This window comes from Streptomyces tendae (assembly GCF_008632955.1).
Classification (GTDB): Bacteria; Actinomycetota; Actinomycetes; order Streptomycetales; family Streptomycetaceae; genus Streptomyces.
On the sequence record NZ_CP043959.1, the window covers coordinates 4,944,099 to 4,957,877 of the forward strand.

At 73.0% G+C, this 13,779-nt stretch carries 11 protein-coding genes; 7 read left to right on the forward strand and 4 right to left on the reverse strand.

Annotated elements, in window-relative coordinates; genetic code table 11:
- Positions 1-6 precede the first annotated feature (6 nt).
- Positions 7-429: a secondary thiamine-phosphate synthase enzyme YjbQ gene (locus F3L20_RS22785; RefSeq protein WP_150155950.1), complete on the reverse strand. Its 423-nt coding sequence runs from the start codon at positions 427-429 to the stop codon at positions 7-9.
- A 92-nt stretch (positions 430-521) separates the two neighbouring features.
- Here F3L20_RS22785 and F3L20_RS22790 point away from each other — a divergent pair, with 92 nt between their 5' ends.
- The gene (locus F3L20_RS22790) at positions 522-1,589 is read left to right on the forward strand and encodes an NAD(P)-binding domain-containing protein (RefSeq protein ID WP_150155951.1); all 1,068 of its coding nucleotides are present in this window, start codon (positions 522-524) and stop codon (positions 1,587-1,589) included.
- Between the two features lie 7 nt (positions 1,590-1,596).
- Here F3L20_RS22790 and mltG read toward each other — a convergent pair whose 3' ends face one another.
- Both mltG and F3L20_RS22800 read right to left on the reverse strand, forming a co-directional pair.
- A complete protein-coding gene (gene mltG / locus F3L20_RS22795; RefSeq protein ID WP_150155952.1) occupies positions 1,597-2,454 on the reverse strand; it encodes an endolytic transglycosylase MltG in 858 nt (285 codons plus the stop codon).
- 43 nt (positions 2,455-2,497) lie between these two features.
- Positions 2,498-4,300: an ABC transporter ATP-binding protein gene (locus tag F3L20_RS22800; protein WP_150155953.1), complete on the reverse strand. Its 1,803-nt coding sequence runs from the start codon at positions 4,298-4,300 to the stop codon at positions 2,498-2,500.
- Positions 4,301-4,476: 176 nt separating this feature from the next.
- On the opposite strand from F3L20_RS22800, the gene F3L20_RS22805 reads away from it, so the two are divergent.
- The 5 genes from F3L20_RS22805 to F3L20_RS22825 all read left to right on the forward strand — a co-directional run bounded on the left by F3L20_RS22805 (position 4,477) and on the right by F3L20_RS22825 (position 10,302).
- On the forward strand, positions 4,477-4,953 hold the full coding sequence (locus F3L20_RS22805; protein WP_145826006.1) for a MarR family winged helix-turn-helix transcriptional regulator: 477 nt from the start codon (positions 4,477-4,479) through the stop codon (positions 4,951-4,953).
- A 538-nt stretch (positions 4,954-5,491) separates the two neighbouring features.
- On the forward strand, positions 5,492-7,333 hold the full coding sequence (locus tag F3L20_RS22810) for an ABC transporter ATP-binding protein (protein WP_150155954.1): 1,842 nt from the start codon (positions 5,492-5,494) through the stop codon (positions 7,331-7,333).
- Complete coding sequence (locus F3L20_RS22815) at positions 7,330-9,111, forward strand: ABC transporter ATP-binding protein (protein ID WP_150155955.1); 1,782 nt, start codon at positions 7,330-7,332, stop codon at positions 9,109-9,111. Before F3L20_RS22810 ends, F3L20_RS22815 begins: the two co-directional genes overlap by 4 nt.
- Before the next feature lie 414 nt (positions 9,112-9,525).
- Entirely contained in the window at positions 9,526-9,996 is a 471-nt protein-coding gene (locus F3L20_RS22820) for a DUF5709 domain-containing protein (protein WP_150155956.1), read from the forward strand.
- A gap of 51 nt (positions 9,997-10,047) precedes the next feature.
- The gene (locus F3L20_RS22825) at positions 10,048-10,302 is read left to right on the forward strand and encodes a type B 50S ribosomal protein L31 (RefSeq protein WP_145826010.1); all 255 of its coding nucleotides are present in this window, start codon (positions 10,048-10,050) and stop codon (positions 10,300-10,302) included.
- Between the two features lie 20 nt (positions 10,303-10,322).
- Here F3L20_RS22825 and F3L20_RS22830 read toward each other — a convergent pair whose 3' ends face one another.
- Positions 10,323-11,117, reverse strand: coding sequence for a metal-dependent hydrolase (locus tag F3L20_RS22830; protein ID WP_150155957.1), 795 nt, complete (start codon positions 11,115-11,117; stop codon positions 10,323-10,325).
- Positions 11,118-11,262: 145 nt separating this feature from the next.
- Here F3L20_RS22830 and F3L20_RS22835 point away from each other — a divergent pair, with 145 nt between their 5' ends.
- The gene (locus F3L20_RS22835; RefSeq protein WP_167534584.1) at positions 11,263-13,776 is read left to right on the forward strand and encodes a DEAD/DEAH box helicase; all 2,514 of its coding nucleotides are present in this window, start codon (positions 11,263-11,265) and stop codon (positions 13,774-13,776) included.
- Positions 13,777-13,779 lie beyond the last annotated feature (3 nt).

The following is a 13,779-nucleotide window of genomic DNA, read 5'->3' on the forward strand; positions in this document are numbered from 1 at the left end:
GCCCGGTCAGCCGAGGAAGCTGAGCCGGACCTTGCGGTCGGGGTTGTCGCGGTTGGTGTCGACCAGGCACACCGACTGCCAGGTGCCCAGCTCCAGGCGGCCGTCGAGCACCGGGAGCGTCGCGTGCGGCGGGACGAAGGCGGGCAGGACGTGGTCGCGGCCGTGTCCGGGGCTGCCGTGCCGGTGCTGCCAGCGGTCGTCGGCGGGGAGCAGGGTGTGCAGGGCCGACAGCAGGTCGTCGTCGCTGCCGGCGCCGGTCTCGATGACGGCGATGCCGGCCGTGGCGTGCGGGACGAACACGTTGAGCAGGCCGTCCCGGCCGGCCGCGGCTTCCCGCAGGAAGGCCTCGCAGTCGCGGGTGATGTCGACGACCCGCTCGTCGGAGCCGGTGGTGAGGGTCAGGACTCGGGTGGTGAAGGCATCGGACATGGAGTCCATCCTGGCGCACCGCAGGCACCTCCCGGCGGAGCATGCCCGGGAAGATCCACGACACCCCCCGCGTTGGTAGAAACGTGAACAACATGCGCGAGGTCGGGGTCGTCGTCACGGGGGCCGGTCAGGCCGGGCTGTCGAGCGCCTATCACCTGCGGCGGTCCGGCTTCGAGCCGGACCGCGACTTCGTGGTGCTGGACCACTCCCCCGGTCCCGGCGGGGCCTGGCAGTTCCGCTGGCCCTCGCTGACGTACGGCAAGGTGCACGGGATGCACGCGCTGCCCGGCATGGAGCTCACCGACGCCGATCCGCTGCGGCCGTCCTCCGAGGTGATCAGCGCGTACTTCGACCGCTACGAGCGCACGTTCGACCTGCGGGTGCGCCGGCCCGTGGACGTGCACGCGGTGCGCGAGGGGTCCGGCGGCCGGCTGCTGGTGGAGACCTCGCACGGCATCTGGGCGACCCGGGCGCTGATCAACGCGACCGGCACCTGGGACCGGCCGTTCTGGCCCCGCTACCCGGGCCAGGAGACCTTCCGCGGACGGCAGTTGCACACCGCGCGGTACCCGGGGCCCGAGGCGTTCGCCGGGCTGCGGGTGGTCGTGGTGGGCGGCGGCGCCTCCGGCACCCAGCACCTGCTGGAGATCGCCCCGTACGCGGCGGCCACCACCTGGGTGACCCGGCGGCCGCCCGTCTGGCGCGAGGAGCCCTTCGACGAGAACGCCGGCCGCGAGGCCGTGGCGCTCGTCGAGGAACGGGTACGGCAGGGGCTGCCGCCGCGCAGCGTCGTCTCCGTGACGGGGCTGCCGCTGAACGACGCGATCCGGCGGGGTCTGGCGGACGGCGTGCTCGACAGGCAGCCGATGTTCGACCGCATCGAGCCTGACGGCGTGGTGTGGGCGGACGGGCGCAGGGTGGCGGCGGACGTGATCCTGTGGGCGACCGGGTTCCGGCCCGCCGTCGACCATCTCGCCCCGCTGAGGCTGCGGGAGCCGGGCGGCGGGATCCGCGTGGAGGGCACCCGGGCGGTTGCCGACCCGCGGATCCATCTCGTCGGGTACGGCCCCTCGGCCAGCACCATCGGCGCCAACCGCGCGGGACGTGCGGCGGTGCGGGAGATCAGGCGGCTGCTGGCCGAGGAGCCGGCCGCGGCGTGAGCGGCGGCTACGCCGGGGAGGGCCGGGCGGACTTCTCGGCGGACTTCCTCCGCTCGGCCTCGGCCTCGGCCACGTCGCGCCGGTGCTGGGCGAAGTCCGCGGTGAAGCGGGTGTCCCCCGGCCGCACCGTGACGAAGTACAGCCAGTCGCCCGGGGCGGGGGTGATGGCGGCGCGCACGGCGTCCTCTCCCGGGTTGGCGATCGGGGTCGGCGGCAGCCCCATGCGCCGGTAGGAGTTGTAAGGGCTGTCGACCTCGGTGTCGGCGCGGGTGGTGCGCCCGGCGGCGCGGTTCAGGGCGTAGCCGACGGTGGAGTCCATCTGCAGCGGCATCCCGCGCTCCAGCCGGTTGAAGATCACCCGGGCCACCTTGCCCATGTCGGCCCTGGTGGCGGCCTCCGCCTGGACGATGCTGGCGACCGTGACCGCCTGGTAGACGTTCATCGCGTTGCGCTGTGCGCCGGCCGCGACGGGGGCGCCGTTGAACTCCTTGTTGGCGGTCTCGACCATGCGGGCCAGCAGCTTCTGCGGCGTGGTGTTGTCCGCGAGCGGATACGTGGCCGGGAAGAGGTACCCCTCAGGATTGCCGTCGGCCTCGTTCGGCAGCTTCAGGTCCGCCTTGGCGAGGGACTTCTTGGTGGTGCCGGCGGGCAGTTCGAGGGTCTTGTCGATGGCGGCGTACACCTGGCTCGCCCGCCATCCCGCGGGGACCACCAGGGTGGTCGGGCGGGGCTCCTCGTCGCCGTTCATGATCAGCAGCGGCACCGCCACGGCAGTGCCGGCCACGACGGCCCCGAGTGTCGCCAGGGCGAAACGGCCGCGTCGCGTCAGTCGGATCGATTTCCGTGACGGAGTGTTCGTCTGCATGCGGGCACGGTAACCCGCACACCACCGCAAACCTGGCATATCTTCATCTTGTCGGCTCCAGTCGGGCGTCCCTCCGCACGAGGGCCGCGTAACGCCCGTCGCGCTCCAGCAGCTCCTCGTGGGTGCCCCGTTCGACCACGCGGCCGGAGTCGAGGACGACGATCTGGTCGGCGCCGCGGACGGTGGACAGCCGGTGGGCGATGGTGATCGTGGTGCGGTCGGCCGACAGCGCGTCGATGGCCGCCTGCACCGCCGCCTCGGTACGGGTGTCCAGCGCGCTGGTGGCCTCGTCGAGCACCAGCACCGGAGGGTCGCGCAGGATGGTCCGGGCGATCGCCAGGCGCTGCTTCTCCCCGCCGGAGAAGCGGTGACCGCGCTCGCCGACGACGGTGTCGTACCCGTCGGGAAGGGCGGCGATGTGGTCGTGGATCTGGGCGGCCCTCGCCGCCGCGTGCAACTCCTCCTCGGTGGCGTCCGGCTTGGCGAAGCGCAGGTTGTCCGCGACCGTCGCGTGGAAGAGGTACGTCTCCTGGGAGACGACGCCCACCGCTCGGGCCAAGGTGTCGAAGTCCAGGTCGCGGACGTCGACGCCGTCGAGGGTGACCCGGCCGCCCGTGACGTCGTACAGCCTGGGGACCAGGTGGCCGAGGGTGGACTTGCCGGCGCCGGTCGGGCCGACGACGGCGAGGCTGCCGCCCGGCGGGACGGTGAGGTCGATGCCGTCGAGCACCGGGCCGCCCTTGCCGTCGTAGCCGAACGAGACCTTCTCGAAGCGGACCTCGCCCTTGACCCGGTCGAGGCGCACCGGGTCCGCCCGCTCGGTGATGTCGACGGGCAGGTCCAGGTACTCGAAGATGCGCTGGAAGAGGGCGAGCGAGGTCTGGATCTGCACGCCCGTGGACAGCAGGCTCACCGCCGGGCGGAACAGGCCCTGCTGGAGCGAGACGAAGGCGACGATGGTGCCGATCGACACCGCGGGGCCTCCCGAGTGCAGGGCGAGGCCCGCCGTCCAGTAGATGACCGCGGGCATGGCGGCCATGACGATCGTGATGACCGCCATCCGCCAGCGGCCGGCCATGTTCGACCGCACCTCCAGGTCGACCAGGCGCTCGGACTCCTCCGCGAAGGCGGCGGTGAGGGAGTCGGAGCGGCCCATGGTGCGGCCGAGCAGGATGCCGCTGACCGAGAGCGACTCGGTGACCGTGGCCGCCATCGCGGCCATCTGCTTCTGGCGCCGGGTGGTGATCTTCCTGCGTTCGTTGCCGACGCGGCGGCTGATCCACACGAAGACCGGCAGCAGGACCAGCGACACCACCGTCAGCCGCCAGTCGAGCGCGAGCATCGCCACCACGGTGGCGACCACGCTGGTGAGGTTGGAGACCAGGGAAGTCGCCGTCGAGGTCACGGTGGCCTGCATGCCGCCGATGTCGTTGGCGATGCGGGACTGGACCTCGCCGGTGCGGGTGCGGGTGAAGAAGGCGAGCGACATGCGCTGGAGCCGGCCGTAGACGGCGGTGCGCAGGTCGTGCATGACGCGCTGGCCCACCGTCGTCGAGATCAGGGTCTGCAGCACCCCGAACACGCTGGTGAGCACCGCGCTGAGGATCATGCCGAGCGCGAGCAGGCTGAGCAGGCCGGTACGGCCTTGGGGCAGGGCGACGTCGAGGATCGCCTTCAGCAGGAAGGGTGTGGCGACGGAGACGAGCGAGGCCGCTCCGACGAGCAGCCCCACGATCGCGAGGCGGCCCCGGTAAGGGCGGAACAGTCTGAGGATGCGCCGCACCTGCCGGGGTTCTTTCTCGGCTCCGGCGGGTGGGGTCCAGGCGGGTACGTGGTCGGGGTGCATGGTCTCCTTCGGGCCGGAGCCGGGGGCCGGGGACGGCCCCGCCGGTGGGCGGACGCTGTGGGCGGACGGGGTCCTGGAAGCGGCCCGCACCCACTGTGCGGGCCGGATCCTGGAAGCGGACCCCGCTCATTGTTACCTATATTCACAATGAACGACGTCCTGATATTGTTCCGGGCATGACCGCCCCCGACCCCGACGGCCTGCTGGCCGAGCAGTTGCTCCGGCTCACCCGCCGGGTGCACCGCATCCAGAAACGGCATCTGGAGCGGCGCGAGCTCGGCATCACTCCTGCCCAGTCCCGGCTGCTGCGCACCCTCGCGCACTACGGGTCGCCGCCGCGCATGGCCGACCTCGCGGAGCGGCTCGAGGTGGTGCCCCGCGCCGTGACCACCCTGGTGGACGGGTTGGAGGCGCACGGCAAGGTGCGGCGGGTCCCCGATCCGGCCAACCGGCGGGTGATCCGCATCGAGCTCACCGACGACGGGCGCGCGACGCTGCGGGAACTGCGTGCGGCACGCCGGGCGGCCGCGGAGGAGATCCTCGCCCCGCTGGGCGAGCGGGAGCGGGAGCTGCTCGGCGAGCTGATGAACACCCTGGTGGACGGGCCGGCCACGCCGCCGTGCGCGGAGGGGCCGGCCGGGCGGACGGGCTGACGCCCGAGGGGCACGGGCCGACGGCCGCGCCCGGGTCCGATCCGGGGGCCGAGGTCCTGGAGGCCGAGGTTCGGGGGCCGGGGTCCCGGTTCGGGTCCAGGGCCTGGGGCCCGAGGCCTGGAGTCCGGGTCCAGGGGCCGGGGTCCGGGCTCGGGGGGCCCGAGGCTGGAGTCCGGGTTCGAGCTCGGGAGCCGGATTCGGGTTCGGTGTGAGGCACGGGGGTTCGGGGCCCGAGGCCTGTCCGAGGCCCGGGGCCCGGATTGGGGTCCGGGGCCCGAAGGACCAGGGTTCGAGGGCCGAGGCCCGGGGTTCGGGGGCCGGATTCGGGGCCTGCGGCCCAGGGGTCCGGGGATCCGGGGTTCCCGGGGTTCGGGGTTCGGGGTCCGGGGTTCGGGGTCGGGCTTGAGGCTGACGTCGGCTTCGGGTGGTGGCCGGGAAAAACCGGTTGCCCGGCGGTGGGCGACGGAGCCAACCTGTCACGGTTTGCTGCCGCCGTCCGCGGACGGACCGCAGCCCCTGATCGAGCCCCTGGGACGCCATGCAGATCCAAGACCTTCCGTATGCCGATCCGGGCGTGCCCGACGCGCGCTCGGGCCCCCGATTCCTGTGGTGGCTCTTCCGCAACCAGCTGACCGGCCAGCTGAAGGCGCTGGCCTGGGGCCTGCTGCACTTCGCCTCCGTGGCCTCACTGCCGTTCTGCGTCGGTGTCGCCGTCCAGGCCGCGGTCGACCGCTCCGGCGGCCGGCTCGCGCTGGCCGGCGGCCTGATGGCGCTGGCCTGCGCGGGCAACGCGGTCGGCGACACCTTCCTGCACCGCGCCGCCGTCACCAACTGGATCACCGCCGCCGCCCGGGTGCAGCAACTGCTGGGCCGCAAGGCCGCCGTGCTGGGCTCCGTACTGACCCGGCGGGTGGCCGCGGGCGAGGTCGTGGCCGTGTCCACGGGGGACGTGGAGAAGATCGGCTGGTTCGTGGAGGCCCTGTCGCGGTTCACGGCCGCCGCGGTCACCATCGCCCTCGTCACCGTCGGCCTCCTCGTCTACCAGCCCGCCCTGGGTGTCGTCGTCGCCGTGGGCCTGCCCGTGCTGGCGCTCGCGGTGCTGCCGCTGCTGCCCCGGGCCACCCGGCGGGCGGACGTCCAGCGCGAGAAGGCCGGACGGGCCACCGAGCTCGCCTCGGACACCGTCGCCGGGCTGCGGGTGCTGCGCGGCATCGGCGGCGAGGACCTCTTCCTCGACCGCTACCGGCGCGCCTCGCAGGAGGTCCGCCACGCCGCCGTGCGCAGCGCGCGGATGTGGTCGCTGATCGCGGCCGTCCAGGTGCTGCTTCCGGGCCTGCTGCTCATCACCGTGGTCTGGTACGGCGTCCATCTGGCCCGCGACGGCCGCATCGCCGTGGGTGAACTGGTCACCGTCTACAGCTCGGTGATGCTCCTTACCTACCCTTTGCGCCATTTCGAGGAGATCGCGATGGCCTACTCCTTCTCGCGTCCCTCGGCCAGGCGTGCCGCGCGGGTGCTGTCGCTGGAGCGGGCCACGGACACCGCCGGGACGCGTCCCGCCGGGGTGCCGGCCGGCGACCTGTACGACCCCGGGACCGGACTGCTCGCCCCCGCCGGCCGGCTCACCGCCGTGGTCTGCGGGGACCCGGACGCGGCGGGACGACTGGCCGAACGGCTCGGCGGGCACGCCACGCAGGAGGGCGGCGCGGTGCTGCTCGGCGGGGTGCCCCTGGACGAACTGCCGCTGGACAGCGCCCGCACGGCCGTCCTGGTGCAGGACAAGGACCCCGTGCTGCTCTCCGGCACGCTCCGGGACCTGTTCGACGTGCCCGCGTCCGGTGCGGTCGCCCCGGAGGCGGCGCTGGACGCCGCGCAGTGCGGGGACGTGCTGGCCGCACTGGTCCAGGGGTCACTGGGCGCCGAGGACCCGATGGACGCGCGCATCACCGAACGCGGCCGGTCGCTGTCCGGCGGGCAGCGGCAGCGGCTGGCGCTCGCCCGGTCACTGGTCACGGACCCGGAGGTGCTCGTCCTGGACGAACCGACCTCGGCCGTCGACTCGCACACCGAGGCCCGCGTCGCCCGGGGCGTACGCGATCTGCGGGCGGGCCGGACCACCGTGGTGTTCACCTCCTCCCCGCTGCTCCTCGACCGCGCAGACCGGGTGGTGTTCCTGCACGGCGACACCGTCGCGGCGGTCGGCGACCACCGGGAACTGGTGCGCACCGAGCCTCGCTACCGGGCCGTGGTGACCCGCGAGCCCGAGGACGCGACCGCGCCCGCCGGACACGCCGCCGAGGACGGCGGGCCGCGCGCGGACAAGGTCCTGCACGGCCTGGGGGAACTGGAAGAACTCGCAGAGATCGAGGAGACGGCATGATCGGCGTGGCGCCACCGGCGTACGACCCGGCGGCTCCGACCGCGGCCAGCACGCTGCCGGTGGGGGCGCCCGCGACCGTGCGCGCGTACGTGAGCGAGCTGCTGCGCCGGCACCGGCGCGCCTTCACGCTGCTGATCGTCGTGAACACGGTGGCCGTGATCGCCTCCATGGTCGGCCCGTATCTCCTGGGCGGACTCGTGGAGCGGGTCTCGGACGGCGCGCGGGAGTTGCACCTGGGGCTGACCGCCTCGCTGTTCGTGGTCGCGCTGGTCGTCCAGGCGGCTTTCGTGCGGCAGGTGCGGCTGCGGGGGGCGATGCTCGGCGAACGGATGCTGGCGGACCTGCGGGAGGACTTCCTGGTGCGGTCGGTCGGGCTGCCGCCGGGCGTGCTGGAGCGGGCGGGGACCGGTGACCTGCTGTCACGGATCACGACCGACATCGACCGGCTCGGCAACGCGATGCGCGAGGCCGTCCCGCAGCTGGCGATCGGTGTGGTGTGGGCGGCCCTGCTGCTGGGCGGCCTGGTCGTCACGGCGCCCGAGCTGGCACCCGCGGTGCTGGTCGCGGTGCCGCTGCTGGTGGCCGGGTGCCGCTGGTACTTCCGCAGGGCCCCCGCCGCCTACCGCTCGGAGGCGGCGGGATACGCGGCGGTGGCCGCCGCGCTCGCCGAGACCGTGGACGCCGGGCGGACGGTGGAGGCGCACCGCCTCGGCCCGCGGCGCGTCGCGCTGACCGACCGGCGGGTCGAGGAGTGGACGGCGTGGGAGCGCTACACGCTCTGGCTGCGCTCGGTGCTGTTCCCCGTCGTCAACATCACCCATGTCACGGTGCTCGGCTCGGTCCTGATGATCGGCGGGGTCTTCGTGCTGCAGGGCTGGATCGGCGTCGGCCAGCTGACGACGGCCGCGCTGATCGCGCAGATGCTGGTGGACCCGGTCGGGCTGATCCTGCGCTGGTACGACGAGCTGCAGGTCGCCCAGGTGTCGCTGGCCCGGCTGGTCGGCGTACGGGACATCGAGCCCGACGCCGGAGACCCCGAGGTGACCCCCGACGGGCGCCGGGTGCACGCGGACGGCGTGCACTTCGGCTACCGGGAGGGCGTGGACGTCCTGCGCACGGTGTCCCTGGAGGTTCCGCCGGGGACCCGGCTGGCCCTGGTGGGCCCCTCGGGCGCGGGCAAGTCCACGCTGGGCCGGCTGCTCGCGGGGATCTACGCGCCCCGGGAGGGGCGGGTCACCCTCGGCGACGCGGAGCTGTCCCGGATGACCGCGGAACGGGTCCGCTCCCACGTGGCCCTGGTCAACCAGGAGCACCACGTGTTCGTCGGCTCCCTGCGCGACAACCTTCGGCTGGCCCGCACCGACGCCGAGGACGCCGAGCTGTGGGCGGCGCTCGGGGCGGTCGACGCCGACGGGTGGGCGGGGGCGCTCGAGGACGGTCTCGACACCGAGGTCGGCTCGGGCGGGTTCGCCCTCACCCCGGCGCAGGCGCAGCAGATCGCGCTGGCCCGGCTGGTGCTGGCCGACCCGCACACGCTGGTCCTGGACGAGGCGACCTCGCTGCTCGACCCCCGCGCGGCCCGTCACCTGGAGCGGTCCCTGGCCCGGGTCCTGGACGGGCGGACCGTCGTCGCCATCGCCCACCGGCTGCACACCGCCCACGACGCGGACGTGATCGCCGTCGTGGAGGACGGCCGCATCAGTGAACTGGGCAGCCACGACGAACTGGTCGCCGCGGACGGGGCGTACGCGGCCCTGTGGCGCTCCTGGCACGGCTGACGGTTCGGCCCGGGCCCGGGTGCGAGGAAGGCGGCCCCGGCCGGCACCCCGGTGGGCTCCGTCGGGGGGCCGCCGGTTCCGAGTCGTCCCCGGGACCGGCGGCCCCCCGGGCGTTCCGGCCCCTGTGCGCGCACGCCCGACCTTCGGCACGCCCGACCTTCGGCACGCACCCCTTCGGACGGCGCCGCCACGCGGGCGGTGCCGGTCCGGTGCCGTCCGCAGCGCGGTGCGCGCGGCGCGAGGTGGTGCGTGGCGTTGCGGGGTGGGGAGATCCGGTGGAAGGCTGGAAGCAGGCATCGGCTCGGGGAGCGCCCAACGCCCGGCGTACCGGACACGGGCGGTCGCGGTGCCCGTGGACCCGGCCCGGTACGGGCCGCGGCGGGCGAGGGCCCGCCCCAGCCCCTGGAGGTGTCCGTGAACAGCGGTGACGGTTGGGGAGACGACGTCTACCAGCCCGACGCGTCCGAGATCCAGGACGACGCCGGACTGCTGGACGCCGAGGACACGCTGGAGACCGACGGTGTCGACGATCCCCTCGACCGGGGCTGGTCCCCTCCGGAGCGGCCCTGGGCCGTGGAGCACTACGGCGTGACCGCGGCCGAGCGGCACGACGGCGAGACGCTGGACCAGCGGCTGGCCGAGGAGCTGCCGGACCTGCGGACGGCGGACGGCGACGACCTCGGTGATTCCTCCGGCACCGACGGGGAACTCCTGGACAACGAGGTCGGTGCGGCACGCTCCGGCCGGCTCGTCGCCCCCGACGAAGGGGTGCACGAGGACGAGGAGGAGGCGCTGGTCGCCAGCGACGTCGGCATCGACGGGGCCGCCGCCTCCGCCGAGGAGGCCGCCATGCACGTCGTCGACGAGGACACCCTGCCCGGCTGACCCCGCCGCGCCCCGCCAGGAACGAGGGTCCCAGCCGCCCGAGGAGCACCCATGCAGAAGGACAAGCACCCCGACTACCGTCCGGTCGTCTTCCGCGACCGGGCCGCCGGATACGCCTTCCTGACCCGGTCCACCGCGACCAGCGAGCAGACCATCGAGTGGGACGACGGCGAGACCTACCCGGTGGTGGACGTGGAGATCTCCTCGGAGAGCCACCCGTTCTACACGGGCAAGGCCAGGACCGTGGACACCGAGGGCCGCGTCGCCCGCTTCGAGCGCCGGTACGGCGGTGAAGGCTCCGGCTGAGCGCGCCCGCGCCGGCCCGTTCAGATCACGTTGAGCGCCGCCGCGCAGCCCACTCCGCCGAGCACCATGAAGACCGGCATCAGGACCCTCAGCTCCACCCAGCTGCCCGCCCGGAACCGCATCACCCTCGGCGGGCCGATCGGGTACCAGCGCTTGCGGCCCACCGGTATGGGCCACAGGATCGGGCAGCCGGAGACGGTCAGCGCGTCCCCGATGTCGTGCACCAGCGCGCCGAGGACGATCGGCAGGCCGAGCCACAGGTACTCCTGCCCCGGCTCGGTGAACAGCCAGCTCGCGCCCTGACCCGGCTGGTCGAGGATGCCGGCGATGATCCACGCGCTGGCCGCCGCCAGCAGCCACACCAGGACGTCGCTGCTGGAGCCGCGCGTCGCCCGCCACAGCAGGCCCTCGATCGCCAGCACCATGTGGACGAAGAGGATGGCCAGCACGGCCCAGCGGCCGCCGGTGATCGCCAGGGCCGAGGTGCCGGCGCCGATGAGGACCGCCCACAGCCAGGTGTGGGTCAGCGTGCGGTGACCGCCCGAGCGACGGGGGTCGCCCTTCTTCTTCGTCGCCTTGTAGACGGCGTAGGAGAGCTTGTCGACGATCTCGCACAGCCAGCGGGACACGGGTCCGAAGGACCGCGAGATGGTGGCCGCCTTGTGGTCCAGGTCCGGGGCGAGCGCCGCACCGGCACAGATCAGCGCACCGGCCAGCAGGACCGGCCAGGGCATGGGGTGCCCGGCCGCGGCCGTCGCCGCGCCGACCCCGAGCCAGGCGGCGGCGCCCGACAGTGAGTGTGCTGGTCCCATCATCGCCTGTGCCCGCCCCATCCCTCTTGTGCCGCCGCCCGGTTGACCGGGGGCGTCGACGCTGCGCCGGCGACACAGCGTAGCGGTAGTGATCTTCGAGCCGACAGCCGATTCCCGCATCGGATGCGCGGGCAGGCAAGATGGGGTGGTGACCCTCATCGATCAGCTGCCGCCGACCGCCGACCCCGACGCCCTGTACGAAGCCTTCGAGTCGTGGGCGCAGGAACGCGGTCTCACCCTCTATCCGCATCAGGAGGAGGCGCTGATCGAGGTGGTGTCGGGGGCGAACGTCATCGTCTCGACGCCTACCGGATCCGGCAAGAGCATGATCGCCGCGGCCGCCCACTTCGCCGCGCTGGCGCGGGACGAGGTCACCTTCTACACGGCCCCCATCAAGGCGCTGGTGTCGGAGAAGTTCTTCGAGCTCTGCAAGATCTTCGGCACCGAGAACGTCGGCATGCTGACCGGTGACGCGTCCGTCAACGCCGACGCCCCGGTGATCTGCTGCACCGCCGAGGTACTCGCCTCGATCGCGCTGCGCGACGGCAAGGACGCCGACGTCGGCCAGGTCGTGATGGACGAGTTCCACTTCTACGCGGAAGGGGACCGCGGCTGGGCCTGGCAGATCCCGCTGCTTGAGCTGCCGCAGGCGCAGTTCGTGCTGATGTCGGCGACGCTCGGCGACGTCTCCTTCTTCGAGAAGGACCTCACCCGGCGCACCGGCCGTCCCACCGCCGTGGTGCGCTCGGCGACCCGGCCCGTGCCGCTGTCCTACGAGTACCGCTACACGCCGCTCACCGAGACGCTGACCGATCTGCTGGAGGCCCGGCAGGCACCGGTGTACATCGTGCACTTCACGCAGGCGCAGGCGGTGGAGCGGGCGCAGGCGCTGATGAGCATCAACATGTGCACGCGGGAGGAGAAGGACCGGATCGCCGACCTGATCGGCAACTTCCGCTTCACCACCAAGTTCGGCCGGAACCTCTCCCGGTACGTGCGGCACGGCATCGGGGTGCACCACGCCGGCATGCTGCCCAAGTACCGGCGCCTGGTGGAGAAGTTGGCGCAGGCGGGTCTGCTGAAGGTCATCTGCGGCACCGACACCCTCGGCGTGGGCGTCAACGTGCCCATCCGCACGGTGCTGTTCACCGCGCTCACCAAGTACGACGGCAACCGCGTGCGCACCCTGCGGGCGCGGGAGTTCCACCAGATCGCGGGACGCGCCGGACGGGCCGGCTTCGACACCGAGGGCTTCGTGGTGGCCCAGGCGCCCGAGCACGTCGTCGAGAACGAGAAGGCGCTGGCGAAGGCGGGCGACGACCCGAAGAAGCGCCGCAAGGTCGTGCGCAAGAAGGCTCCCGAGGGGTTCGTCGCCTGGAGCGAGCAGACCTTCGACAAGCTCATCGGGTCCGAACCGGAGCCGCTGACCTCCCGCTTCCGCGTCACCCACACGATGCTGCTGTCGGTGATCGCCCGGCCCGGCAACGCCTTCGAGGCGATGCGCCGGCTGCTGGAGGACAACCACGAGCCGCGCAAGCAGCAGCTCCGCCACATCCGGCGGGCGATCGCCATCTACCGCTCGCTGCTGGACGGCGGCATCGTCGAGAAGCTGGACCGGCCGGACGCGGAGGGCCGCATCGTCCGCCTCACCGTCGATCTGCAGCAGGACTTCGCGCTGAACCAGCCGCTGTCCACGTTCGCGCTCGCCGCGTTCGAGCTGCTGGACCCCGAGTCGCCGTCGTACGCGCTGGACATGGTGTCCGTGGTGGAGTCCACGCTGGACGACCCACGCCAGATCCTCGCCGCCCAGCAGAACAAGGCGCGCGGCGAGGCGGTCGCCGCGATGAAGGCCGACGGGGTGGAGTACGAGGAGCGCATGGAGCGGCTCCAGGACATCACCTACCCCAAGCCACTGGAGGAACTGCTCTTCCACGCGTACAACACGTACCGCAAGAGCCACCCCTGGGTGGGCGACCACCCGCTGTCGCCGAAGTCCGTCGTCCGGGACATGTACGAACGGGCCTTGTCCTTCACGGAACTGGTGTCGCACTACGAGCTGGCCCGGACCGAGGGCATCGTGCTGCGCTACCTCGCCAGTGCCTACAAGGCACTGGAGCACACCATCCCGGACGACCTGAAGTCGGAGGACCTGGAGGATCTGATCGCCTGGCTCGGCGAGACGGTGCGTCAGGTCGACTCCAGCCTGCTGGACGAGTGGGAGCAGCTGGCCAACCCGGAGGTGATGACCGCCGAGGAGGCGCAGGAGAAGGCCGACCAGGTCAAGCCGGTGACGGCCAACGCGCGCGCCTTCCGGGTGCTGGTCCGCAACGCCATGTTCCGCCGCGTGGAGCTCGCCGCGCTCGACCAGGTGGACGAGCTGGGCTCCATGGACGCAGAGGCGGGCTGGGACGCCGACGCGTGGGGCGAGGCGATGGACGCGTACTGGGACGAGTACGAGGAGCTCGGCACCGGCCCCGACGCCCGCGGTCCGAAGCTGCTGATCATCGAGGAGCAGCCGGAGAACGGGCTGTGGCGGGTGCGTCAGATCTTCGACGATCCCAACGGCGACCACGACTGGGGCATCAGCGCCGAGGTCGACCTGACCGCCTCCGACGCCGAGGGCCGGGCCGTCGTCCGGGTCACCGCCGTCGGCCAGTTGTGAGCA